At 62.8% G+C, this 24038-nt stretch carries 23 protein-coding genes; 14 read left to right on the forward strand and 9 right to left on the reverse strand.

The genetic code is table 11. The features are described from left to right. The first annotated feature begins 95 nt into the window (after window positions 1-95). From G522_RS0110210 to G522_RS0110220, 3 genes are all read left to right on the forward strand, one after another. Entirely contained in the window at window positions 96-1082 is a 987-nt protein-coding gene (locus G522_RS0110210) for a hypothetical protein (protein WP_156886901.1), read from the forward strand. Further along, a complete protein-coding gene (locus G522_RS0110215; protein ID WP_026790945.1) occupies window positions 1079-1339 on the forward strand; it encodes an EscU/YscU/HrcU family type III secretion system export apparatus switch protein in 261 nt (86 codons plus the stop codon). The genes G522_RS0110210 and G522_RS0110215 overlap by 4 nt, the downstream gene beginning before the upstream one ends. A gap of 118 nt (window positions 1340-1457) precedes the next feature. Then, complete coding sequence (locus G522_RS0110220) at window positions 1458-1985, forward strand: hypothetical protein (protein ID WP_051228512.1); 528 nt, start codon at window positions 1458-1460, stop codon at window positions 1983-1985. Window positions 1986-2000: 15 nt separating this feature from the next. Here G522_RS0110220 and G522_RS0110225 read toward each other — a convergent pair whose 3' ends face one another. The 6 genes from G522_RS0110225 to G522_RS0110250 form a co-directional block, all read right to left on the reverse strand. Continuing rightward, on the reverse strand, window positions 2001-2678 hold the full coding sequence (locus G522_RS0110225; protein ID WP_051228513.1) for an HAD family hydrolase: 678 nt from the start codon (window positions 2676-2678) through the stop codon (window positions 2001-2003). Between the two features lie 61 nt (window positions 2679-2739). After that, window positions 2740-4182 carry an AMP nucleosidase gene (locus G522_RS0110230; RefSeq protein WP_156886912.1) on the reverse strand — a complete coding sequence of 481 codons (1443 nt, stop codon included), beginning with the start codon at window positions 4180-4182 and terminating at the stop codon, window positions 2740-2742. Window positions 4183-4428: 246 nt separating this feature from the next. Next, a complete protein-coding gene (locus G522_RS0110235; RefSeq protein ID WP_026790949.1) occupies window positions 4429-5064 on the reverse strand; it encodes a GNAT family N-acetyltransferase in 636 nt (211 codons plus the stop codon). A gap of 80 nt (window positions 5065-5144) precedes the next feature. After that, window positions 5145-5843, reverse strand: coding sequence for a TerB family tellurite resistance protein (locus tag G522_RS0110240; RefSeq protein ID WP_026790950.1), 699 nt, complete (start codon window positions 5841-5843; stop codon window positions 5145-5147). 120 nt (window positions 5844-5963) lie between these two features. Continuing rightward, the gene (locus G522_RS0110245) at window positions 5964-6536 is read right to left on the reverse strand and encodes a histidine phosphatase family protein (protein ID WP_026790951.1); all 573 of its coding nucleotides are present in this window, start codon (window positions 6534-6536) and stop codon (window positions 5964-5966) included. A gap of 23 nt (window positions 6537-6559) precedes the next feature. Beyond that, complete coding sequence (locus tag G522_RS0110250; RefSeq protein WP_026790952.1) at window positions 6560-7723, reverse strand: benzoate/H(+) symporter BenE family transporter; 1164 nt, start codon at window positions 7721-7723, stop codon at window positions 6560-6562. Window positions 7724-8391: 668 nt separating this feature from the next. On the opposite strand from G522_RS0110250, the gene G522_RS28955 reads away from it, so the two are divergent. The 3 genes from G522_RS28955 (at window position 8392) to G522_RS0110275 (ending at window position 12846) form a co-directional block, all read left to right on the forward strand. After that, on the forward strand, window positions 8392-9453 hold the full coding sequence (locus tag G522_RS28955; protein ID WP_026790954.1) for a porin: 1062 nt from the start codon (window positions 8392-8394) through the stop codon (window positions 9451-9453). Window positions 9454-9692: 239 nt separating this feature from the next. After that, window positions 9693-12092, forward strand: coding sequence for a BON domain-containing protein (locus tag G522_RS0110265; RefSeq protein ID WP_169453504.1), 2400 nt, complete (start codon window positions 9693-9695; stop codon window positions 12090-12092). 151 nt (window positions 12093-12243) lie between these two features. Beyond that, complete coding sequence (locus tag G522_RS0110275; RefSeq protein ID WP_026790956.1) at window positions 12244-12846, forward strand: hypothetical protein; 603 nt, start codon at window positions 12244-12246, stop codon at window positions 12844-12846. Window positions 12847-12918: 72 nt separating this feature from the next. Here the strand turns inward: G522_RS0110275 and G522_RS0110280 are convergent, their stop codons facing one another. Genes G522_RS0110280 through G522_RS26425 form a run of 3 tightly spaced genes read right to left on the reverse strand, consistent with a single transcriptional unit; the run spans window position 12919 to window position 16108 of the window. Next, window positions 12919-14454: a DHA2 family efflux MFS transporter permease subunit gene (locus tag G522_RS0110280; protein ID WP_026790957.1), complete on the reverse strand. Its 1536-nt coding sequence runs from the start codon at window positions 14452-14454 to the stop codon at window positions 12919-12921. After that, a complete protein-coding gene (locus G522_RS26420; RefSeq protein WP_084633115.1) occupies window positions 14451-15593 on the reverse strand; it encodes an HlyD family secretion protein in 1143 nt (380 codons plus the stop codon). The genes G522_RS0110280 and G522_RS26420 overlap by 4 nt, the downstream gene beginning before the upstream one ends. 5 nt (window positions 15594-15598) lie before the next feature. Further along, a complete protein-coding gene (locus G522_RS26425) occupies window positions 15599-16108 on the reverse strand; it encodes a MarR family winged helix-turn-helix transcriptional regulator (RefSeq protein WP_051228515.1) in 510 nt (169 codons plus the stop codon). A 292-nt stretch (window positions 16109-16400) separates the two neighbouring features. Here G522_RS26425 and rpsB point away from each other — a divergent pair, with 292 nt between their 5' ends. The 8 genes from rpsB to rseP all read left to right on the forward strand — a co-directional run bounded on the left by rpsB (window position 16401) and on the right by rseP (window position 24014). Beyond that, window positions 16401-17186, forward strand: a complete 786-nt coding sequence (rpsB, locus tag G522_RS0110295) for a 30S ribosomal protein S2 (RefSeq protein WP_026790958.1) — start codon at window positions 16401-16403, stop codon at window positions 17184-17186. A 223-nt stretch (window positions 17187-17409) separates the two neighbouring features. Then, window positions 17410-18336 carry a translation elongation factor Ts gene (gene tsf / locus G522_RS0110300; RefSeq protein WP_026790959.1) on the forward strand — a complete coding sequence of 309 codons (927 nt, stop codon included), beginning with the start codon at window positions 17410-17412 and terminating at the stop codon, window positions 18334-18336. A gap of 196 nt (window positions 18337-18532) precedes the next feature. Next, a complete protein-coding gene (gene pyrH / locus G522_RS0110305; RefSeq protein ID WP_026790960.1) occupies window positions 18533-19249 on the forward strand; it encodes a UMP kinase in 717 nt (238 codons plus the stop codon). Window positions 19250-19331: 82 nt separating this feature from the next. Continuing rightward, window positions 19332-19895, forward strand: coding sequence for a ribosome recycling factor (gene frr / locus G522_RS0110310; protein ID WP_026790961.1), 564 nt, complete (start codon window positions 19332-19334; stop codon window positions 19893-19895). Window positions 19896-19948: 53 nt separating this feature from the next. Further along, window positions 19949-20707 (forward strand): isoprenyl transferase, encoded by a 759-nt coding sequence (locus G522_RS0110315; protein ID WP_051228535.1) that lies wholly within the window; start codon window positions 19949-19951, stop codon window positions 20705-20707. Beyond that, complete coding sequence (locus tag G522_RS0110320; protein ID WP_051228516.1) at window positions 20704-21567, forward strand: phosphatidate cytidylyltransferase; 864 nt, start codon at window positions 20704-20706, stop codon at window positions 21565-21567. The genes G522_RS0110315 and G522_RS0110320 overlap by 4 nt, the downstream gene beginning before the upstream one ends. A 5-nt stretch (window positions 21568-21572) precedes the next feature. Continuing rightward, window positions 21573-22781 (forward strand): 1-deoxy-D-xylulose-5-phosphate reductoisomerase, encoded by a 1209-nt coding sequence (gene dxr / locus G522_RS0110325; protein ID WP_156886903.1) that lies wholly within the window; start codon window positions 21573-21575, stop codon window positions 22779-22781. Between the two features lie 123 nt (window positions 22782-22904). Next, window positions 22905-24014: an RIP metalloprotease RseP gene (rseP, locus tag G522_RS0110330; protein WP_026790965.1), complete on the forward strand. Its 1110-nt coding sequence runs from the start codon at window positions 22905-22907 to the stop codon at window positions 24012-24014. Window positions 24015-24038: the final 24 nt, after the last annotated feature.

A 24038-nucleotide genomic window follows, 5' to 3' on the forward strand; every position in this document is an offset into this window, starting at 1 on the left:
GCAGCGAAGCGGCGTCTCACCGTCTTCCAGGTGATAGGCCTCTCTTCGTTCCCTCCACGGTGGATAGCTTGCCGACAGCGTTGCCTGAGCCGGGAATGCCGTCGCGGACGCCGGCCAGTCCGGTGGCGTCCCCTCCGGTGGCGGACGCCCAGACGCAGTCGGGTGGTGTCGCCTACCCATCGGCTTCGGCTTCTTCGCCGCAGCCCGGATCGGTAACTGCGGTTGAGCCGGGAGAGGCCCAATCACAGCAGGTGCCATCGCAGATCCGTACTGCTCCGGCCCCGAGCGCCGACACCCTTGCGCCACCCCTGCGGCAATCCGCCTCTCTGATGGCCGCAGCGCCGTCGACTGCCGCGCCGTTGGCCGTTGGCGTCGATCTCAAAGGCGCTCTCGACGGGCTCCGCCGCGAACTGGTCGCCTGGCTTGGACGAAACGCCGACGTGATGGCCAGCCTTGATGGCTCCGGCGACGACGCGGCAACATCGCGTGCCGACCGGCCGCCACCGCCACGCAAGGGAGGTCCGGTGCGTGGCCAGCCAGCCCTGCCGCTTTTCAACGGCGATGAGGCCGAGTCGGCCTCGACGGAAACACTGGCCGGTCGCGCGCTCGGTGAGGCGGAACGTTCCTTGTCGCGCGTTTTCCTGCATCAGGCTGCCACCGCAGAGAGCCGGGATATGAAGACCCTGCAGCCGACGCAGGCCTTGATGCTGGAGATTCCCATCGCCGGGCCGAACGGCACGTCGATCGCTCAACTTCGCATCGAGCGCGATGACCACGCACCGACCGAACCTGGCGCCCCGCCGCGCCGGGTGTTCCAGGTCGACATCGCCTTCGACATTGCCCCGCTCGGGCCTGTCGCCGTGCGAGTGGGGCTGATGGATGGGCGGCGCGTCGCCGTCGGTGTCTGGTGCGAAAGTGACGATGGCTTGGTCCGCATGGAGGCGGAACGGGAAAATATCGTGCTGGGTCTCGAACAGGAGGGCATGGTCGTGGCTGGCGTCGATTTGCACCGTGGGCATCCGCCCGAAGGGCGGGACGAGACGGCCGCCGTGCCCAGTCATCGTCTGGATCTTCAGCTATGAGCGACAAGGACATCCGCAAGGCGGTGGCGCTGCAATATGCCGCTCCGAGTGCGCCGAAAGTGGTTGCCACCGGCAAGGGCGCGGTCGCCGAAGCGATCATCGATAAGGCGCGGGAAGCGGGCGTGCCGGTGGAGGAGAACCCGGCCCTCGCTGACGCGCTGTCGACACTGAAGCTCGATGAGACAATCCCGGTCGACCTTTACAAAGCGGTGGCATCGGTGATCGCGGCCGTACTGCGGGCGGCGAAAAAGGCCTGACTGCTCCCAAAGAGGACAAGGCTCCGCGCACGACAAGAGTGTGTGGCGACGGCGATTGCGCTGTCACTTGCAAGTGCTTAGGGTTCTCCCTTCACGACGGACGAGGATTGGGTCCCCGATGCTGAAATATGTTCTTGTCGCCGGTTTTCTTGCCATTGCCGGATCGGCCAACGCCGCCGATGCTACCACGCCGGTGCGTGCCATCATGGATGTCGCGACCGCCCTCTGGTCCGGCACCGACGGCGATCCGGGTGACTATTTTGACGACGCCCATATCGGCTACTTCAGCAAGAACATACGCACCCTCTATGCCGAAGCGCTCAAACATCCCGCCTTCGATACCGACGACGGGGAGGGCAACCCCTTCGACTATGATCCGATCGTCCTCGGCCAGGATGGCTGTCCGCTGGAGGGCCTGACGCTTCAACCCGAAAAGGCGGGCGGAGCGGCAACCGACGTCGTTGCTCGCTTCAAGCGGTTCACCTGCATGGAGGGCAATTCAGACGAGGAGCGCAACGCTGTCTCCGAACTGCATTTCCGGGTGATTTCTGAAAATGGAAAGCCGGTGATCGCCGACGTCGTCACCGGCGAGGGAGACGACCGTCATTCGCTCGCTGAAGCGTTGAAGGAAATCGTCGGCCAATAATCGCCGTCGGCAGACCTACACGCCTCTTCCATCCCAAGAACCGAGGGCCTCGACAACAGCGAGAACATCGGCATGCCGACGGACCACCGTCTCGGCGCCCGCCTCCATCAAGGCTTCGGCGTGTCCAGGCCAGGAATGGGCGCCACCGGTAAAGCCGATCGCCCGCATGCCGGCACGGACGGCGGCGGTCACGCCGGCGAACGAATCTTCGATGACGATCGTATCGGAGGGATCAACGCCGAGTTCACGGGCGGCATGAAGGAAAACGTTGGGATCGGGCTTGCCTTTGCGGGTCCCAACCTCGCCGGCCGAGAAGACGTAGGGCTTGAATCGGTCATAGAGGCCGGCGCTGGTGAGTGCCCGCTTGAGATAAGCCGACTCGGCGTTGGAGCCGACGCAACGCGGACCATCGAGCGCATCGAGCAGCTCGACGATGCCCGGGACCGCCTTGACGTGTACGATGCGCCGATCAAATTCCGCCTGGATACGCTCCTTGATACGGCCGCTCACCGGCAATCCGGTCTCCTCGGAGAGGATCGCCTCCATCTCGCCGCTCGCGAGCCCCGCGAAGCGGGATGTCACTTCATCGGCGGTAATGGCGAAGCCCTCATCGTTGAGCACTTCCGCGGTGACCGCTGAGGAAATGATCTCGGAATCGATAAGCACGCCGTCGCAGTCGAAAATAGTGAGCATGAGATAGTCCGGATTGGGAGGGGCCAAACGGGCCGGAGCCTGAGCGGAAGCGGCGAGAGTCCTATTGGAAAGCCGTTTCCATGAACGAGCGCAGCTTGCGCGAATGCAGCCGCTCGGGAGCCATTTCGCGTAGCTTCTCCATGGCACGGATGCCGATGGTGAGATGCTGGCTGACTTGCCGCCGGTAGAAGGCGCTCGCCATACCCGGCAGCTTCAGCTCGCCATGCAGCGGCTTGTCGGAGACGCAGAGCAGCGTGCCGTAGGGCACGCGGAACCGAAAACCATTGGCAGCGATCGTCGCCGATTCCATGTCGAGGCCGATGGCACGCGATTGCGAGAAGCGCTGCACCGGCTCGCGCTGGTCGCGCAGTTCCCAGTTCCGGTTGTCGATGGTGGCAACGGTACCAGTGCGCATGATGCGCTTGAGCTCAAGATCCTTGAGCCCGGTGACCTCGGCGACCGAGCCTTCGAGCGCCACCTGGATTTCGGCGAGCGGTGGGATGGGGATCCACAGCGGCAGATCGGCGTCGAGCACATGGTCGTCGCGCACATAGCCGTGGGCCAGCACGTAGTCGCCGAGCGCTTGGCTGTTCCTGAGGCCGGCGCAATGGCCGAGCATCACCCAGGCATGCGGACGGAGAACGGCAACGTGGTCGGTGATCGTCTTGGCGTTCGATGGACCGACGCCGATGTTGACCAGCGTAATGCCGGAATGGTCATCGCGTACCAGATGATAGGCCGGCATCTGCGGCAGGCGCAGTAGTTCCTCGCCCTCGGTCGGAGCAGCCTCACCGAGCGGCGTCACCTGATTGCCGGGTTCGACGAAAGCGGTGTAGTCACTTTGGCCGGATGCCATCATCTCGCGGGCGCGGGCGGCGAACTCATCGACGTAGAACTGGTAGTTGGTGAACAGCACGAAGTTCTGGAAGAACCGCGGCGACGTCGCCGTGTAGTGCTGCAGGCGGTGCAAGGAATAATCGACGCGCGGCGCCGTGAAGGGGGCAAGCGGCAGCGGGTCGCCGATCTTGGGGTCGAGCGTACCGTTGACGATGGCGTCGTCGGTCACGGCGAGGTCCGGCACATCGAACATATCGCGCAACGGGCGCGGCAGCGTGTCCATCAACGCGCCCTCGACATAGGCTCCCTCATAGAAGGCAAAATGCAGCGGGATGGGCAGCGAACTTTCGCCGATTTCGACCGGCGCGTCGTAGTTGCGGATAATCACCGTCAGCTGGTCGACGAGATAGGCGCGGAACAGTTCGGGCCGCGACACGGTCGTTTCATAGACACCGGGACCGCTGAACTGACCATAGGACAGGCGCGAGTCGGCACGGCCATGCGTATCGGTCGAGACACGAATCAGCGGGTAATAAGCGCGGATACGCCCTTCTGGAACAGCACCCTGCACCACCGCCTCGAAGGACGAGCGCAGGAAGGCCGTGTTGCGGGCATAGATCTCGATCAGACGGTCGACGGCAGCTTCGGCGTCGCGGAAGCTCGTCATGGGAAGGCGGGGGGGACTATCGATGAAGACGGGAGCCGGGCGCTCGGATGCGATCATGTCGGTCTCTTGCGGTACGTGCCCGTCAGGTTGCACACCCTCGGGCTGGTACCGCAAGGTCAATACCACAAGATGACGGCGAAGCCAGTCCCGTTGTTGAGGTCAGGCAGGCAATTGCCTGAAGCCACGTGAAGCGGAGCCGCCGCCAGCCCCGAAGGGCAGAAAACAAGGCGCACGAGGCGGGCTTGCTCACTTGAGGTCGGGCAGCCGGCCATTCCGGATCATCGGAATGTGCGGTCCGGCTCTTTCGTCGAGACGACCGAGGAGGCGAACGTCGTCGTGAACCTCGACGGCACGGGCGTAGGGGGTAAAGCCCATATGCATGTAGAAGGGCAGGGCCTGTGGACTGTCGAAATGGCAGGTGTGCAGCCAAAGACGCTTCACACCCGGCCGCGCAAAGGCGATGCCGATCGCCTCGCTCATCAGCCAGCCGCCGATGCCGCTACCGACTGCGTCGGGCACCAGACCGAAGAAAGAGATCTCTGTCTCATGCGGTTGCGAAAGATCCATTTCGACGATGCCCATGTGCCGGCCGTTCTTCATGGGGCACCATGAGCGCATGTGCGATGCCGCGAGCTTGGCCTCGAGCTTCTCGCGCGGCATCAACAGGCGCGAACTCCATAACCATTCCCAGCCGATCTCTCGATAGAGGTCCAGGAAAGCATCGGTATCCCAGCGGTGGATTGGTTCCAGCGCATAACCGGCCGGAGCCGGCCGGAGCGGCTTTTCGGGGCACTCCGTCATTTCCAGGAAGGTGACGAGGCTGGCGAGCTTGCCGGGCTGGAGGGCGTGATAGCCATCAGGGAGAAAGGTCGTTTCGGTCATGACCTCCGCTTTTAGCGGAAGCTGAGAAGCGCCGAAAGGGAGGACGGAAACCAAGGGCGTGTCGAATTGTCGGCGCGCTTTTACGCTGCCTGCCGCGTGATGGCGCTGTAAGCGGCATTGATGGTGGCCATCCGCTCGGTGGCGACACGAATGAAGTCGGCCGGCAGACCGCGCGCCTGCAAGCGATCAGGGTGATGTTCGGCAACAAGTCGTCGCCAGGCCTTCTTCACGGCATCACCGTCGGCGCCCGGCGGCAGGCCAAGCACGGCATAAGGACAACGGGCATCTTCGCCGACGTGACGGGCGAAAACACGATGGAAGGCCGCCTGCGGTAGGCGGAAGATGGCGGCTACCGTCTGAAGGAAGGCAAGTTCATCGTCATGCAGGCTGCCATCGGCGGTGGCGATGACGAACAGCCCGTCGAGAATGTCCTCCAGCGTCTCCATGTCGGACTCATAGAGCGCATGGATCCGCTCGGCATAATACTCGTAGCCTGCGGTGTCCTGCTTGGCGAGGTTGAACAGACGAGCGACGTGACGCTTCTCTTCCGGCGGAACCTGGAAAAGCCGCTCGACGACCGCTACCTCGTCAGCGGTGACGACGCCGTCCGCTTTGGCCATCTTGGCGGAAAGCGCAATCATGGCAGAGGTGAAGGCGACCCCGCGGCGCGCCTCTGGCGACAGCGTTTCGCGCAGGACGTCGACGACGCACTGGAAGACACAGGTAACCGCATCGGGAATGCGGGCGATGACGGCGGAGAATTGCTGCCAGAAGGTCATGATGAGGGAACCATACGGCATAACCGCTACTCTGGCGAGGCCAGAGGCGGCCTATCACGCCCTTCACACTAGGATTTGACCGGTTCGGTCAATGAAACCTCTCCTGTCGCCGATCGCTGATCATGGGGCCGGGACGAACTCGATACGCCCGTCGTCGAGTCGGAAATAGCCGTCCTGCGACACTGGTAGTGTCAGCATTTCATCATGTCCGAGACCGGCATAGATGCCGCGCACCAAGCGGCTGATGATGCCGTGCGTTATGATGACGGCCGGCGCCTCTGCTTTCGCATACCAGGCGCTGACGCGTGCGAGCACGACATCCAGTGTTTCACCGCCCGGGGCCTGGAATTGCCAATCGATCGGTCGGATCGATTGGTCGCTGCCGAAGCGGGCGAAGATGTCCTCGCGCGTCAGCCCCTCCCAGTCGCCGAAATGAACCTCCATCAGGCTCCGCTCTTCCGTGATGCTCATCGGCAGCGATCGGCCGATCAGGTCCGCTGTGGCCCGGGTGCGGCCGAGTGGGCTGACATAGGCGCGGATCGGCTGGTTGCGAGTGCCGATCTCGGCGGCGAGCGCCCGGCCAATGCGCATCGCCTGATCGCGGCCGACTTCAGTGAGAGGCGAATCGAATTGCCCCTGGAACCTGGCTTCGGTGTTCCAGAGCGTTTGTCCGTGTCGTACGAGATAGAGCATTCAAAAAGATCCGCTGCGATCCGTCAGGTAACCCTGAAACGGTTGATGAGGTGGATGGCGATACCGGCGATCAATCCCCAGAAGGCACCGGGGATGCCGAAGAAGCCAACGCCGGAGGCGGTAACCAGGAACGTGACGACGGCTGCTTCGCGGGTTTCGGGGGCGGACAAGGCCGTCGATGTGGAGGCTCCGAAAGCTCCCAGCAGGGCGAGGCCGGCCACCGCTTCGATCAGGACGGGTGGCGCGGCGGCAATGAATGCAGTGGCAGCGCCGGAGATCAGACCGACGATGACATAGGCGATGCCGCAGACGACGGCGGCCCAATAACGTTTGTCCTTGTTGGCATCGGCGTCGGGGCCGGCGCAGAGGGCGGCGGTGATGGCCGCGAGATTGACGGCGTGACCGCCGAAGGGCGCTGCGAGAAGGGTAAAGGCGCCGGTGTTCCTCAGGATTGGACCGAACTCCGGCCGATAGTCGTTGGCATTCAGAACGGCCATGCCGGGGATGTTCTGCGCCGCCATGGTCACGACATAGAGCGGCAGCGCCGTACCGATCAGCGCCGCGAAGCTGAAATGAGGAACAATAAGGAGGGGTGCCGGGAAAAGGCCTTCGGTCACCGCATCCGGAATTGGGGTCGTCACAGCTATGATGATCGCGGCAACAATGACGGCGGCCGGCACGGCCAATACCTTGCGCCAAAGACCGACGATCAGCCAGGTCAGCACCACCGCGAGGCCGGCAAGCGGCGAGACGGCGACTGCCTTTACCGGTGCCAGACAGAGCGTCAACAATACGCCAGCCAGCATGGCCGATGCGATGGGCGTCGGAATGGCGGCGACTGCTCGGCCGAGTGGCCTAACGACGCCGGACATCATCAGCAAAGCGCCGGTTATAAGGAAGGCGCCAACGGCATAGGCGTAACCGCCTGCCACGACTCCCGAGGAGGCAAGCAGTGCGGCGCCCGGTGTCGACCAGGCGACCGAGATGGGCATTCGGTATTTGAGACTGAGGATGATGCCGGAAAAACCCATGGCAATGGTGACAGCCATCAGTCCGGAAGCCACCTCCGCCGGTGAGCCGCCTGCGGCCGATAGGCCGCGCACGACAACTGTGAAGGCGCCGCCGAAGCCAACGAAGGCGGCAATGAGTCCGGCAGCGATGGCCTGCGGCGAAGGATGGGAGGGCATCTGTTGATTCCGGAGAGGTGTTTAGAAAGAGCAGCGCCATCCAATCGGAAAGCCGTGCTGTCATCAAGGTCCGGCGTGCCGACAGGGCTTTCGACCAGTCGCGACAGTATAAGGACGGGGCGCGGAAGGAGAGACCGTTTGAAATTTCACTTTCGACAGAGGTCGGCTCGTCCCGATTCTGCCCGGAGAGATTCGCCGTCCTCAGCCTGTATGTTCATGGCAGCAGCGGTGGAAAGCTCCTCTGCTTCCTAGCCGTTTGGTTATGAGTAGGTTCCCTGAGGCCTGTGGAAAAAGCCCGGAAGCTAATGGGTTGGAAACCGACAATTTCCTTTTGAAGCAGAAGCTTAACCTCTCGTTAATCCTTGCGCTCCGGGGGGGAGGGAGGTGAGTGACAAAACTGCAACATGGATTTTCGATTAGCCGCCGTGAGCGGATTGCCCGCGTCTTTACCGTTGAAGACCGGCTCAGGATCGGCCATCACTATCACCGTGAGATTTCGGGAGACGGAACTCACCGCCAAGTGAAGTCGATCTGCCTGGGGTGGTTAGGCGGCGGAACAAGGCGGCAAAGAACCGGAACCGGTTCCACGCCAGCGATGATAACGGTCAGGCCGTTTGTTGTCAGGCAGGGAAGGGTTCTTTCTCTAGATGACTTTTGGAGGTCAGGAAATGAACATGAAGACGCTGCTCGGCACTGCCGCCGGCCTGATGGTCGCCACCGGTGCTTACGCTGCCGACCTGCCGGGCGACGCCGCCCCGGCCGCTGTTGACTACGTGAAGGTTTGCGACGCCTACGGCGCCGGCTTCTTCTACATCCCCGGCACCGAGACCTGCCTGCGCGTCAAGGGCCGCGTCCGTGCCAGCGTCGCCTACAACAACTACGGCGGCTCCGCGAACACGAACGTCGACAACGTCGCGCTCCGCGCTGACGCCTACGTCGGCTTCGATGCCCGTACGGCTTCCGACCTCGGCATGGTCCGGTCGTACTTCGAAATCGAGACCAACTCGACCAACGGTATCAACCTCAGCCAGGCCTTCATTCAGGTTGGTTACGTGACGGTTGGTCGTCAGGATGACGTTGCCGATGGCGACGGCCTCTATGGTATCAACGACTCGACCTGGGGTCCCGGCGACTACACCGCCGTTGGTGCCAGCGCGCTTGTCGACAACCTCGGCGGTGGCTTCTTCATCGGCGCTGGTTTCTACAGCAACAGCGACAGCATCAGCCGTCCGACCGTTTGGCAGACGGGTCAGGAAGCCGGCTACCAGGCTTCGGGCATCGTCGGCATCACCGGCCAGTCTTGGGGCAGCTTCGACGTGTCGGGTGTCTACCGGACCTTCGACAAGGGCGACAACGACATTTATGGCGTCAAGGCCACGGCCAACCTGAAGCTCATCGACAAGCTGTCGCTGCGCGCCTGGGCTGCCTACACGAAGGGTGGCGATGCTGGTAACCTGTTGAACCAGGCTGGCTTTGGCATTAAGAACGCTGTCGATCTGGCTCTGGCCGCTTCGTATCAGGTCACCGATCCGCTGGCCGTCTACGCTGGCGTTCGCTATACGATGGTCGATGCCTCCGCCGGCAGCAAGGCTGACGACTTCCTCTACGGCAACCTCGGCGTCGACTATAAGCTCGCCGAAGGCCTCAACCTGCAGGGCGAAGTCGACTACGGCCGTCAGAACGACTGGAGCGACTTCACCGCCGTCACCCGCCTCGTTCGCGTGTGGTAATATCAATCCTTCGGGGGTTGAGGGAAAGGCCCGGCTCGTCCGGGCCTTTTCTTTTATGGGTTGCCCATCTCTCGACGACTTTTTTGTCTTATTCGTCATTTGTTTGACGACTGTGTTCCCTGGGTAATTGCTTTTCGCAAATGCCCTTTCGTATTCTCGTTCCTGCGAACGGACGGGTGGGCGTCTGGACTTCCGGAGGCGGGGGAATGGTTCGCTGGCAGATTTCAGCGATACTTGGAATGGCTGCGGCGGTTGCCGTCACGGCTGCGGCGCTTATTACCAAAACGACCGACATCGCTATCGATCTCGGAACGCGCTCCGGACAAGTATTGGCTGGTGAAGCTACCAGCTGGGCATCCGTCGATATTCGCGGCCGCGACGTCTATCTCCGAGGCGATGCGCCCTCGGAGGACGATCGTCAGTTGGCAATCGAGCGTCTGAGTCGGCTCTACGGCGTACGGACAGTCGATGCGTCTGCGGCTGGATTGCTAACCGAGATTCGCCCCTATGTGACCACGCTTGAACGCAACGGGAATACGGTTGCGCTGATAGGCGCTGTACCCTCGCTGCCAGATAGGGCGCGCATTCTTGGCGCCCTGGCGGCTGCCGTACCGGGGCTTGGCGTCGTCGATCATAGCCTGTTGGCGCGAGGAAAGGCCGATGATCGCTATTTCGATGTCATGCGCGCCTTGTATGGCGTGCCGGCACTGCTTGCCCACGGCAAGGTAACGCTGACCGACAAGGCGGTGACGATCGAAGGTGAGGCGGTCAGCAACGTTGCCTACGACCGGCTGAAAACCTTCGCTCCATCGCTCCCGGAGGGCTATGGTCTGACGTCTGTAAAGGTATCGCGACCGCTGGCTTCGCCTTTTGTCTGGTCGATCGACCGCGATGACAATGGCGTCACGGTTTCCGGTTTTGTGCCTGACCCGGCGACGCGCAACACGCTGCTCGACGCCGTTCGGCAGACGATCGGGCCGCGTAACGTATTCGACAATCTCGATTATGCATCAGGTGCACCGAACGGCTTCGCGGAGACCGCCGCAGCGGCTGCGGATTACCTTGATCTTCTGGCGTCGGCGCATATCGCATTCAGCGATCACACGCTTGTCATATCTGGTCGGGCCGCCAGTCCCGAGGCTTATCGAACGCTCAACGCCTATCTTGAAACCTGGAATCCGCCGGGGTTCGTTCTCCAGAAGTCCGTTGAGCTGCCAATCGTCGAACCGTTTACGCTGACCATTTCCAAGAGTCATGGCCGGGTGACGGTCACCGGCTTCGTGCCGACCGACGATGCAGATAGCAACATTTCCGATGCAGCGCAGGCGATTGCCGGCGATAACGAACCAGTGGTCGAGACTACGCTGGCTGATGGCGCCCCTGCCGGTTTCGATGCGGCAGCCCAATTCGCTATCGGCCTTCTTGCCAAACTCGACGAGGGGACGGCCCTCCTATCTGGCACACATCTGACATTGTCCGGTGCGGCGGCAACATCAGGCGATTTTCTTGAGCTTCAGGCTGCGATTGCCAATCCGCCGGCCGGCTATGATGTCGGCAACGGCGTCACGCCACCGGTCGTGGCACCGTACGTCTGGTCCATGGCCAAGGACGCCGAGCAGCTAACGATCACAGGTTCCACTCCGTCAGAAGCTATTCGTGCGGCGATTCGCGCCATTGTCGAGGGTTCATCAGACGACCTCGGCCTCGTCGATAGGTCTGGTCTCGGTGCAGGACTCGATCCTTCCATCGACCTCGTCGCGGTGGCGCGCAAGGCGGCGGCGATCTTGGACGAACTCGACACTGGAGAGGTGCGTTTGACCGGCAATGCCCTGTCGGTGACGGGCAAGGCCTCCACGGCAGAGGCAAGCACGGCGATCAGCGGTGAAATCGATGCCTTACCGGCCGGTGTTGCCAAGGGAAAGGTGGAAGTTTCGGCGCCGACCGCCTTCCACTTCTTCGTAGAGCGTGGGTTCGATACGGTAACCCTCGACGGCGATCTGGTGGACGACGCCATGCGCAAGACGCTGAGGGCCGCGGCCGATCGCGCTTTCGGCAAGGCGGACATTCTCGACTCATCGGAAGTCGCGAAGGGTGTGCCGGCTGGCGCGGGTGACGCTACCTTGTTCGCGATCCGTGCGGCATCGCTCCTCGCCAAGGGTAATGTCAGCGTCGAGGGAACCACTGTCAGAGTGACGGGTAGCGCCTTCACGGCCGCCGGAGCGGCACACCTGCCCTCCGAGCTTTCCGCAGCGGTGCCTCCGGGCTTCACACTTGAGGTCGCCGTCAATGCCATGCCGGCCGAGACGCCCCTAGAGGCGGTGGCCTGTGGCAAAGAGATGGACGCCGTACTCAATCGGACCCCGGTTCGCTTCGATGACGGTGTAGCGACGATCGCTGCCGATAGCCGCGGCGTCATTGACCGACTCGGTGCGTTGGCGCTTCGCTGCCCATCCGCTCGCCTTGTGCTAACCGCAACGGTTAGTGGTGCCGACGCCGCCCGCGCTCAGATCCTTGGCGAATCTCGCGCTCGAAACGTGGCGGGCTCCTTTGCGGAAATTGGAATTGATCCTGGCCGGCTGACGGCAAAGGGCGACGCCGGCGCTGCAGACGGGTTTTCCATTACTCTTGCAGCGCCATGACCAGGAGGTTTTGATGCTCTATATCGCCATCACGCTCTGGCCATACCTGTTGATCGCCTTTGCAGCCGGGCTGGTTATCGGCTGGTTTGGGTCTGACCGTATCGAGGTCTGACCTCGTTCGGTTGATCATGTCCTTCCAGCGGGGTTCACCATGGCCATTTTGATCATTGAGACCTTCATTCTGACGGCGATAGCCGTTGGCGCTGGTATCCTCATCGGTGTCTTGGTCAAGCAATGGTTTGGCCGCCGCACGGTCGGCAGCGAACGCCTGACCGAGGTCATGGCCGCGGCAGAAGCGGCGGAGGCCGATGCCGCTGGCGGCGAAGCCGAGGAGACACAGGCATCACCGTCAGCACTGACAGAACCGATGGCGACCATCCCCACCGAAATTGAAGTGCCGGTCGCGGATACGACCGCCGCACAGGCTCTGACGGGGCCTGCCGCCGAGGTGTCGGCCGGCCTTGACCGCATCGCTGCCGCTGATCGGGTTGGCGAGCGGCCACCAGCGCTGCCTGGGCCACGGTCGGGTAGTGCGGACGATCTCAGGCGCATCCGGGGCATCGGCCCGCAGAACGCGACTCGGCTCAACGCGCTTGGTATCTACCATCTCGATCAGATTGCCGCCTGGACGCCGGCCGAGGCGCGTTGGGTTGGCGCTTATCTGGCCTTTCCCGGCCGGATCGAGCGAGAGGATTGGATGGGGCAGGCAAAAGCACTGGCGCTCAGCGACAAGAGCGAGGCTTCCGCCTCCTGATCCGTGGCTATCGAGAAAATTCGCGGCGGACGGAGTACTGGTTAGGCAGAGATCTGCATCTGCAGGATCGTCTTATTCGGTATCGGGAATCATCGGTGCCTGAGATGTCGTCTTCGGCTTGCAAAGCAGGAACACCAGCGGCAGAGCCGCGATCGATACCCACATCATCAGTTTGAAATCATCGACATAGGCAATCATCGTCGCCTGCAGCGTGGTGATCTGATCGAGTATCCCAACGAGCTGACCGGAACTGGCTTTCATTCCGACGGCGTGGGCTGCCGCATCGATGCCGGGCGAGAAGACCGTCATCCGTTCGGCGAGCTCGGCGTGGTTGACCTGGATGTTTCGGGTCAACACCACCGAGACCATGGATATGCCGATCGATGAGCCGATATTGCGCACCAGGCTGTAAAGCGCAGCGCTCTCGGTTCTGAGTTGGGGCGGAAGGGTCGCAAAACCCACCGTGGACATCGGCACGAAAACGAGGCCGAGCCCGAAGCCCATCAATACGCCGGTGTAGATGACGGGCCAGGAATCCATGTCGGGCGCAAAGCCGGTCATGCCCCAGAGCCCCAAGGCGGTCAGTCCCAGCCCGACGATGATGATCAGGCGTGGATCGACGATACGCAGGAGCCGGCCAACCAGCAGCATGGCGATCATGGTGCCGATGCCGCGCGGCGCCAGTACAAGGCCCGTGGTAACCGTCGGAAAGCCCATGATACGCTGCAGGAGCGGTGGCAGCAGCGCCGTAGTCGCCAGAAGAACGACGGAAATTGCGAAGGTAAAGATGCTGGCGGCGACATAGTTCTGGTCGCGGAAGATCTGCGGCGGAATGAACGGATGTTCGGACGTTGCCGAATGGACGATGAAGCACCAGAGCGCTGCCGCGGCGAGCGCCGCCTCTATGATGATCTCCGGCGAGGAAAACCAGTCGAGCTGTTCACCACGGTCGAGCATCAGTTGGAGAGCGCCGACGAACAGCCCGAGAAAGGCGAAGCCGACGAAGTCGAATGACCGGTGGCGACGGGGCGAGGACGGCATGGTGAAGGCGATGCCGAGGAAGGCGAGCAAGCCGACCGGTACGTTGATGTAGAATACCCAGCGCCAGTCGAAGCTGTCGGTGAGCCAGCCGCCGAGCGTCGGCCCGAGAACCGGAGCCACCATGATACCGGCGCCCCATAGCGCCATGGCCTGCCCGTGCCGTTCGCGCGGGTTGATATCGAGTAGCACGGCCTGAGACAGCGGGGCGAGCGAAGCGCCGAAGATGCCCTGCAGCACACGGAATGCCACCATCTCGGTGAGGCTTCCCGCCATGCCGCATAGACAGGAGGCAAGCGTAAAGCCGGCGACCGAGATGAGAAACAGCCGGTTGCGGCCAAGGGCGTCGGCGATCCAGCCGGTAAGCGGCATGACGATGGCCGAGGCGACGATATAGGAGGTTAGCACCCAGTTGATGGTGTCCTGTGCCGCGCCAAGGCTGCCCTGCATGGACGGCAAGGCAACGTTGGCGATTGTCGTATCGAGCACCTGCATGATGACCGCCAGCATGGTGGCGATCGATAGGAAGCCACGGTGCGGCACATTGACGAGGTCGGCAGCCGATGTCATCTGACGGCGATCTGTTGGGAGTTGGGTACAATCCCAAGTGTGTCGAGGGCGGTTTTTAGGAAGGTCGGCAACGGCCGAACAAAGCCGGTGTCAACCTCGACACCGACGCTGAGCCCGGCCTTCATCGGCAGTGAAGTCGGCTCGTCGAGAACGATGCGGACGGGCACGCGCTGAACCACCTTCACCCAGTTGCCCGTCGCATTCTGAGCCGGCAGAAGCGAAAAAATGGCACCTGTGCCACCGCCGAAGCTCTCAACGTGGCCCTTGATCGTCACGTCGGGATAGGCGTCCAAAGTGAGTTCCGCCGGTTGGCCGGGGCGCATATGTCCGAGATCGGTCTCCTTGAAATTAGCTTCCACCCAAGTGCTGGTGGTGTCGATGATCGCCATGACCGGGCTGCCACTCGCGATATACTGACCAACCTGAAGATTGGTGACTTGGCTAACGGTGCCCGTGGTCGGCGCACGCACGACGACGCGCTCGAGATCGAGCCGGGCACTGTCTTGCGCGGCAAGGGCGCCGAGCACGGATGGATGTTTGTCGGTCTCAATGCTGGCGTCACCGCCAAGGGCCACCAGTGTGTCAGCCACCCCTTGTTCGGCCTCGGCGAGCGCCTGCCGCGCAAGGTCGAGATCATGGCGAGCGGTGTCGTATTGTGCTTCGGTGGCATTGCCCGTCTGCCTTAGCTTGTTCTGCCGGCCGAATTGCACTTCCTGGAAGGCCAGCGTATTGCGGGCCGTGTCGGCCTTGAGCTGAGCATCCTTGAGGCGGGTGCGGAGCTCTTCCACTTGCAGGCGAGCAAGCGCCACGGCGCCGTCGGCTTTCTCAAGGGCGATCCGATAAGAGGCGTCGTCGATGCGGAACAGAACATCTCCAGGCTTCACCGTCTGGTTCTGACCGACGCGAACCTCGGCGATGCGTCCTTCCACCTCTGGGGCGACCAGCACCTTGTTCTGCTGCACATACGCATTCTCGGTGGAAGCCCAGCGGCCACCGATCACCCAGTACCATCCGCCCGCAATAACAAGCGCCAGCGGCAACGCCGCCATCAACAGATAGCGAAGGGGGCCGCGTCGGCGCGGTTTGCGGGAGGCAGTCGGAGCTGGTTTGGGAGGCGGTGTCGGTTGGGTATCGGGCATTCTGGTCAGTCTTTCTGGTCCGGCGTGGTCCGGACGGCTTCGGTATCTTCAGTCGGCATAGGAAACGGCGCTGGCGGTTCCTCGCCGGTCACGACGAGCAGGTTGGCGTGAATACGCCCGAGCAACCGCGAAAGGATCGCCTCTTCATCAGGCGTAATGCCATCGAGGGCTTCGTCGAACAGCGCTTGCGCCGCGCTCTTCATCCGTTCGAGGCCTGGTCTCGCCGTCTCGGTCATATGGATGAGGCGGGCACGACGATCGTTGGGGTCCGGTCGCCGCTCCACGAGGCCGAGTGCCTCGAGGCGATCGACCATACGGCAGATGGTGATCGGCTCGACGCCGACGAGATCCGCGAGTGTTGCCTGATTGATGCCCTGCCGTTTGGCGACACGGGCAAGCACCTGCCATTGAGCGCGCGACATGCCGGTCGCTTCGGCAAACCGGTCAAAGCGCTTTTTCACGAGACGATCGATCTCGTGGATCAGGCTGCCGACGGTAGGAGTCCAAGTCGTCATTCCTACCATATATCGTAAGCATGCTTATAATAACAGTACGTATATTGAATTAGGTAATTAAGTGGGTACGGGAAGGCGGTGTCTCGTAGACCGTCGAAGTGCCGGTAAAAGCGGCTTTTCGGAGATGCGGGCCGGCGTTGGCTCTTGCCATGGCCTGCCGTTTCCCCTATATCCCCGCGCATTCCACACGCGGGAGCCGCGGGTGCGCTTTGGCGTTCCCTCCGGTCGGTCCTGGCAAGGTTGCCTTGGCTGATTCCTCCCGCGGAGGCTAAACCGGAAAAAGGTACATTCCATGGCTCTTCCCGAGTTCACCATGCGCCAGCTGCTCGAAGCTGGTGTTCACTTCGGCCACCAGACCCACCGCTGGAACCCGAAGATGAAGTCCTACATCTTCGGCTCGCGCGCCAACGTCCACATTCTCGACCTTGCGCAGACCGTTCCCCTGATGCACCAGGCGCTGAAGGCGGTGTCTGACACCGTTGCTCGCGGCGGCCGCGTGCTGCTGGTCGGCACCAAGCGTCAGGCCCAGGAAGAGATCGCCGAGGCGGCTCACCGTTCGGCCCAGTATTACGTCAACAGCCGTTGGCTCGGCGGCATGCTGACCAACTGGAAGACCATCTCCGGTTCGATCCAGCGCCTGCGCAAGCTCGACGAGACGCTCAACTCTGAGCAGTCGGCCCGTCTCACCAAGAAGGAACGCTTGGTGATGACCCGCGAGCGCGACAAGCTGGAGCGCGCGCTCGGCGGTATCAAGGACATGGGCGGCACGCCCGACCTGATCGTCGTCATCGACACCAACAAGGAAAAGAATGCCATCGACGAGGCGCGTCGCCTGGGCATTCCGGTCGCCGCCATTCTCGATTCCAACAGCGATCCGGATGGCATCACCTTCCCGGTTCCGGGCAACGACGACGCCGGCCGTGCCATCACCCTCTACTGCGACCTGATCTCGCGCGCCGCCATCGATGGTCTGTCGCGCGCCATGGGTGCCATGGGTGAAGACATTGGCGCCGCCGAGCAGCCGATGGACGAGCCGGCGCTGACCGATGTGGCAGCCGCCACCGAGGCCAACGCCTGATCCACGCTTCGGCGGGATCTTGCTTACGCTTTTCGGGCGGGTCCTCTGAGGGTCCGCCCGACCTGTTAGGAAGCTCGCTGGTTGGCGGGCGTTTGAACCGAGAACGTCTGCCGGTACCGGGCGGCAAAAGACCGCCCTGTCATCCGTTCATCGGCCCGTCAGGACGGGTCGCTATCAATCCGGTTGCTGGCGTTCGAGTTTCACGAAAGAAGACGAGGGTCACATGAACATTTCCGCCACACAGGTGAAGGATCTCCGCGAGAAGACCGGCGCCGGCATGATGGACTGCAAGCACGCCCTGGCCGAGAACGGTGGCGATATCGAAGCCGCGATCGACTGGCTGCGTGCCAAGGGCCTCTCCAAGGCTGCCAAGAAGGCCGGCCGCGTCGCTGCCGAAGGTCTGGTCGGCGTTGCCACCGGTGACAAGACCGCTGCTGTCGTTGAAGTGAACTCCGAGACCGACTTCGTTGCCCGCAACGAAGCCTTCCAGGGCCTGGTGCGCACCGTGGCCGCCGTTGCCGTGGGCAAGGGCGGCGACGCTGGCGCTATCGCCGCCGCGACCTATCCGGGCAAGGCCCATTCGGTCGAGGCCGAGGTCAAGGAACTGATCGCCACCATCGGCGAGAACATGGGCTTCCGTCGCGCTGCCGCCCTCAAGGTGTCGGCCGGTGCCGTCGCGACCTACATTCACTCCGCCATTGCCGACGGTCTCGGCAAGATCGGTGTGCTGGTCGCTCTCGAGTCGACCGGCAATGTCGACGAGCTCATCAAGCTCGGCCGCCAGATTGCCATGCACGTCGCCGCTACGTCGCCGCTGGCTCTGTCTGCCGAGGAAATTTCGGCTGATGTCGTCGAGCGCGAGCGGGCCATTTTCATCGAGCAGGCCAAGGAGTCGGGTAAGCCGGCCGCCGTCATCGAGAAGATGGTCGAGGGTCGCATCCGCAAGTTCTACGAGGAGTCGACGCTTCTGAAGCAGGCCTTCGTGATCAATCCCGACCTCACCGTCGAGGCTGCCGTCAAGGCCGCCGAGGCGACCGTCGGCGCGCCGATCAAGGTCACCGGCTTCGTGCGTTTCGCTCTCGGCGAAGGCATCGACAAGGGCGAGAGCGATTTCGCTGCCGAAGTGGCTGCCGCCGCCGGTCAGGGCTGAGCCTGCTTTACGACTGATTCCGATGAGGGCGCCGACTGGTTCGGCGCCCTTGTCATGTCTGCCCCGTCCGCATGGCCGTCGCCGTGATTATGCTGCTCGTGGGGGTTTCCATCGGCGTCGATGCGGGTTAGTTGGATCGAATTAGGATCCTTGCCTTTCCCGGAATCGCTTTTCTCGAAAATTTGGAGTTTTGCCCATGACCGAGCTCAAGTATCGCCGCGTCCTGCTCAAGCTGTCGGGCGAGGCCCTGATGGGCGATCGCGGTTTCGGCATTGATCCCAAGGTGGTCGACCGCTTGGCAGGGGAGATCGTCGAGGCGCATCGGTTGGGCATCCAGGTTGGCGTGGTGGTCGGCGGCGGCAACATCTTCCGCGGCGTTTCGGTGGCAGCCGATGGGGGAGATCGGACAACCGGCGACTATCTCGGCATGCTCGGCACGGTGATGAACGCGCTTGCCATGCGCACCGCCATCGAGCGCCTGGGAGCGCCGGCCGTCGTGCTGTCGGCCATCGCCATTCCGGCCCTGTGCGAAACCTTCACCCAGCGCGAAGCGCTACGTCACTTCGCTGCCAACAAGGTGATCGTTTTCGCCGCCGGCACCGGCAATCCGTTTTTCACCACCGACTCGGGCGCCGCGTTACGCGCCGCCGAGATGGATTGCGATGCCTTGCTCAAGGGCACGCAGGTTGACGGCGTCTACACTGCCGATCCCAAGAAGGATCCCACCGCGCGTCGCTATGAACGCCTGACGCATCAGGAGGTTCTGTCGCGGAACCTGCAAGTCATGGATGCGGCGGCAATTGCTCTTGCCCGCGACAACAAGATTCCGGTAGTGGTGTTCTCAGTTCATGAGCATGGCGCATTCGTCAATGTTCTGAAGGGCAAGGGTGTCTGCACCGTCATCGACGGGTAACAAACAGCGAGCGCCGGCCGCCCAACGTCCGTCGGTGGCGAAGGGCCGGCACGGCGCCGGTTAGTTCTGGAAGGTTGGCAAGATGGCCGAAGAAGACTACGACATCAACGACCTGAAGCGCCGCATGCAGGGCGCGCTCAGCGTGTTCAAGAACGACCTTGCTGGTCTGCGCACCGGCCGCGCCAGTGCGAGCCTTCTCGATCCCATCGTCGTGGCCGCCTACGGCAGTACCATGCCGCTCAATCAGGTGGCGACCGTGTCCGTTCCGGAGTCGCGAATGCTCTCCGTCCAGGTTTGGGACAAGGGCATGGTCCATGCCGTCGACAAGGCGATTCGTGAATCGAACCTTGGTCTCAATCCGATCATCGAAGGCACGCTTCTGCGTCTGCCGATCCCCGAGCTCAACACCGAGCGCCGCAAGGAACTGGTGAAGATCGCGCACAAATATGTGGAAGCGACCAAGGTGGCCATCCGCCACGTGCGCCGCGATGGTCTCGATGAGCTGAAGGATCTGGAGAAGGAGGGCCTGATCTCCGAAGATTCGCTTCGCGTTTATTCGGACCGCGTGCAAAAGATCACCGACGAGGCGATCTCCGAGGCGGACCGGATGCTGGCCGCCAAGGAACAGGAGATCATGCAGGTCTGATCCTAAAGGACAGGCAGGCGGATCATTGGGCTTTGGGGGGCAGGTCGGACATGATGCGGCTCGGAACGGCGCCGGCGGAAAAAGCTCGGAAAGCGGGCTTGCCGCGCCATGTTGCCATCATCATGGACGGCAACGGCCGTTGGGCGCGTTCGCGTGGACTGCCCCGCGCCGAGGGGCACAGGCGTGGCGTGCAGTCGATCCGCGATGTCGTCGCGCACGCCACCGATATCGGCATCGAATGGCTGACCGTATTCGGCTTTTCCTCCGAGAACTGGTCGCGACCGGCCGACGAAGTCAGCGAGTTGATGGGGCTTCTGAAGCTCTTCATCCGCCGCGATCTCAATGAACTGAGGCGCGGCAACGTTCGGGTGCGCGTGATCGGCGGCCGCGAAAACCTCTCCGGAGACATTGCGGCGCTGTTGATCGAGGCCGAGGAGAAGACCGTCGGCAACACCGGCCTCAATCTGGTGATCGCCTTCAACTACGGCAGTCGCGACGAGATCGCGCGAGCGACGCGGACCATCGCTGCCGAGGTGGCCGCCGGTCGGCTTGGGGCGGACGAGGTGACGGCCGATCTCATTGCCACCAAGCTCGACACCGCCGGCATGCCCGATCCCGATCTGATCATTCGCACCAGCGGCGAGCAGCGCCTGTCCAACTTTCTGCTGTGGCAGGCCGCTTACGCCGAATTCGTCTTTGTGCCGGACTACTGGCCGGATTTCGACGGCGCCGCCTTTGATCGGGCGATCGATGAATATCTTGGCCGCGAGCGACGCTTCGGCGGATTGCCGCAAAAGGGCAAAGCGATATGAACGCGCCGACTCCCGCGCCCGGTAAGGCCGGCTCCGAACTCGCTTTGCGGGTGCTGTCGGCCGTCGTGCTGGCGGGCGTGACGGTGGGGGCGCTCTGGGCGGGCGGCTGGATCTTCGCGGCGCTTGCCGCGGTTGCCGCCGTGTTGATCCTCCGCGAATGGATGGCCATGAGCGGGCCGTTCACTTTCCGCGCCGCACCCTGGGCATTGATGGCTTTTCTCGCCGTCACAGTGATGATGGCGCGCGAGGAGCCGCTGCAATCTCTAGGGTTTTCTGCCCTGGTCGCCGGAGCGCTGATGCTGGCGCGGGTTACCGAGCCGCGTGTCGCCTGGCTATCGCTTGGCGTGCTCTACGCCGGTGTGCCGGCAATCGCCGCCGTTGCGCTACGGGGCCCTGATAGGCTGACTTTCGCCTCGACCGGTGCGGTGGCAGTGATCTTTGTCCTCGCTGTCGTCTGGGCAACCGACACGGCAGCTTATTTTTCTGGTCGGTTGATCGGTGGGCCGAAGCTGGCACCGCGCTTTTCTCCGAAAAAGACTTGGTCCGGTGCCATCGGCGGCGCTTTGGCCGGCGTCATTGCAGGTTGCGTCGTGGCGGCACTGGCCGGCGTCGGGATTGGTATCGCGCTGGCCCTTGTCGCCCTGCTGCTCTCGGTGGTGGGACAGGTGGGTGATCTCGCCGAGTCGGCCATGAAGCGGCACTTTGGCGTTAAGGATTCGGGCGTTCTCATTCCTGGCCACGGCGGCATCATGGACCGTGTCGATGGCCTTGTGGCGGCGTTGGCCGTTGCGATCGCAATCGGCCTCGGACGCAACTGGCTGGCGGGCGTCGGCATTGCCGACGGTCTCCTCATCTGGTGATGGTAATGACAGCGAATAGGAAAGCAGGCCCCGACGCGGGCGCGTCGGTGGAGCAGGCCCCGAGACGGCTTTCCGTACTCGGCGCTACCGGGTCGATCGGTCTCAACACGCTCGATCTGGTCTCTGCGGAACCGAGTCGCTTTAAAATTGAAGCCCTTACTGCTGGCCGCAATGCCCGAGAGCTCGCAGACCTCGCCATCCGCTTCTCTGCACGCATCGCAGTCGTCGCCGATCCCGCAGCCTATGCCGAGCTTCGCGACCGCCTCGCGGGAACCGGCATCGAGGCCGCCGCCGGCGCTGAGGCAGTGGTCGCCGCCGCGGCCTGCCCGACCGATATCGTCGTGTCGGCGATCGTCGGCTTCGCCGGTCTCGCGCCTAGCCTTGCCGCCCTCGGCGCTACGAAGATTTTGGCGCTTGCCAACAAGGAAACGCTGGTTTCCGCGGGGCCACTCTTCCTGGCTGAGGCGAAGCGCGCCGGCACGCGCATTCTGCCGGTCGACAGCGAACACAACGCCATCTTTCAGGTCTTCGAAACCGGCAATGCCGATACTGTTGCGGAAGTGATCATCACGGCCTCTGGTGGGCCGTTCCTGAGGACACCGAAATCGGAGCTGGCCGCCGTCACCCGCGAGATGGCATTGCGTCATCCGAAATGGAGCATGGGGCCGAAGATCACCATCGATTCGGCAACGTTGATGAACAAGGGGCTGGAGCTGATTGAGGCCTACCGGCTTTATCCCGTCTCGGTCGATCAGCTTTCGGTGCTGGTGCATCCCCAGTCGGTGGTGCATGGCCTCGTCCGCTACAAAGACGGTTCGCTGCTTGCTGAACTCGGCGTACCCGATATGCGAACGCCCATCGGCTATTGTCTCGCCTGGCCCGAGCGTCGTCCGACCACGGTAAAGCCGCTCGATCTTTCGGCGGTTGGGACGATGACTTTCGAACCTCCCGATCGCGATCGTTTTCCCTGTCTGCCGCTGGCAGAGGCGGCCATGCGGCGAGGGGAGGGCGCCCCCTGCGTGCTCAACGCCGCCAACGAGGTGGCCGTCGAGGCTTTTCTGGCTGGTCGAATCGGCTTTCTCGATATTGCTCGTGTCGTTGAGGCGACCCTCGGCAAGATTGACGGGGAGGGCGGCCTTTCGGAGCCGACGTCGTTGGTGACCGCCACCGAACTCGACGGCTGGGCTCGCAAGATTGCCACGGTGTGCCTATAGTGGCTGGGGGCGAAGCCCTTTTGAGGCTCATGGCGTCGTCTGGCGCCAGGTGGCAGAGCGCGGAAGTCAACGGCCGAGGGGCACCGGCGACTGAGGCAGGCAGAATCACGAGAGGATGAGGCCTTGGAGTTTCTCGCGGCAACGGGCGGTACGCTGATCGGCACGGTCATTCCCTTCCTGATCGTGTTGACCGTCGTCGTCTTCGTTCACGAACTCGGACATTTCTGGGTGGCTCGCCGCGCCGGCGTCGCCGTCAGCGTCTTCTCGATTGGCTTTGGGCCGGAACTCCTCGGTCGGACCGACCGCAAGGGGACGCGCTGGAAGCTGTCGGCCGTTCCGCTTGGCGGGTATGTGCGCTTCATCGATGACGCCAACGCGGCCAGTCAGCCGGGCGAGAAGTCGTCCGATCCCGGCGCGTTTCAGTCAAAGAGCCTCCCGGCTCGCGCCGCCGTTGTCGCGGCCGGACCGGTCGCCAATTTTCTTTTCGCAATCGCCGTACTGGCAGTTCTTTTCTATGCGTTCGGCAAACCGATGATTGCGCCGGTCGCCGGTGCCGTCGAACCCGGCAGCCCGGCGGCCGAGGCTGGCTTTCAGGCCGGCGACCGTATTGTGGCCATCGACGGTGCCCCGGTCGAGAGTTTCGCCGACATCCAGCGCGTGGTCATGCTGCAGAATGGTGTCGAGCTGGCGATCGATATCGATCGCTCGGGCAATCGCCTGACATTGCATGCGACGCCGCGCTCGCGTGAGATTGTCGATGGCTTCGGAGAAAAGCAGACGGTCCCGGTTCTTGGTCTGAGGCAGACCAATCCCACCGTCGAACTGCGCAGCTTCGGGCCGGTTGGCGCCGTACGCGAGGCGGTGCACGAGACCTGGTCGATCGTCGACAGTACGCTGTCTTCTGTGGCCGGCATGTTCTCCGGCCGCACATCGGCATCGCAGATCAGCGGGCCGATCGGCATCGCCCGGGTCAGCGGTCAGGTGGCTGCCATGGGGCTGATACCGCTTATTAACCTTGCCGCCATTCTCTCAATTTCTATCGGTCTCATTAACCTCTTTCCAATCCCCATGCTGGACGGTGGACATCTGGCATTCTACGCGATCGAGGCGTTGCGTGGACGACCGCTGCCCGAACGAGCCCAGGAAATCGGCTTTGGCATCGGATTCGCTATTGTCTTGGGGCTAATGGCCTTTGGCGTGTTGAACGATATCGCCAAAATCGCATCGGGTTAGGGGTACGAGTGACCTTCGGGTCAC

This window comes from Pleomorphomonas oryzae DSM 16300 (genome assembly GCF_000422965.1).
Lineage (GTDB): Bacteria > Pseudomonadota > Alphaproteobacteria > Rhizobiales > Pleomorphomonadaceae > Pleomorphomonas > Pleomorphomonas oryzae.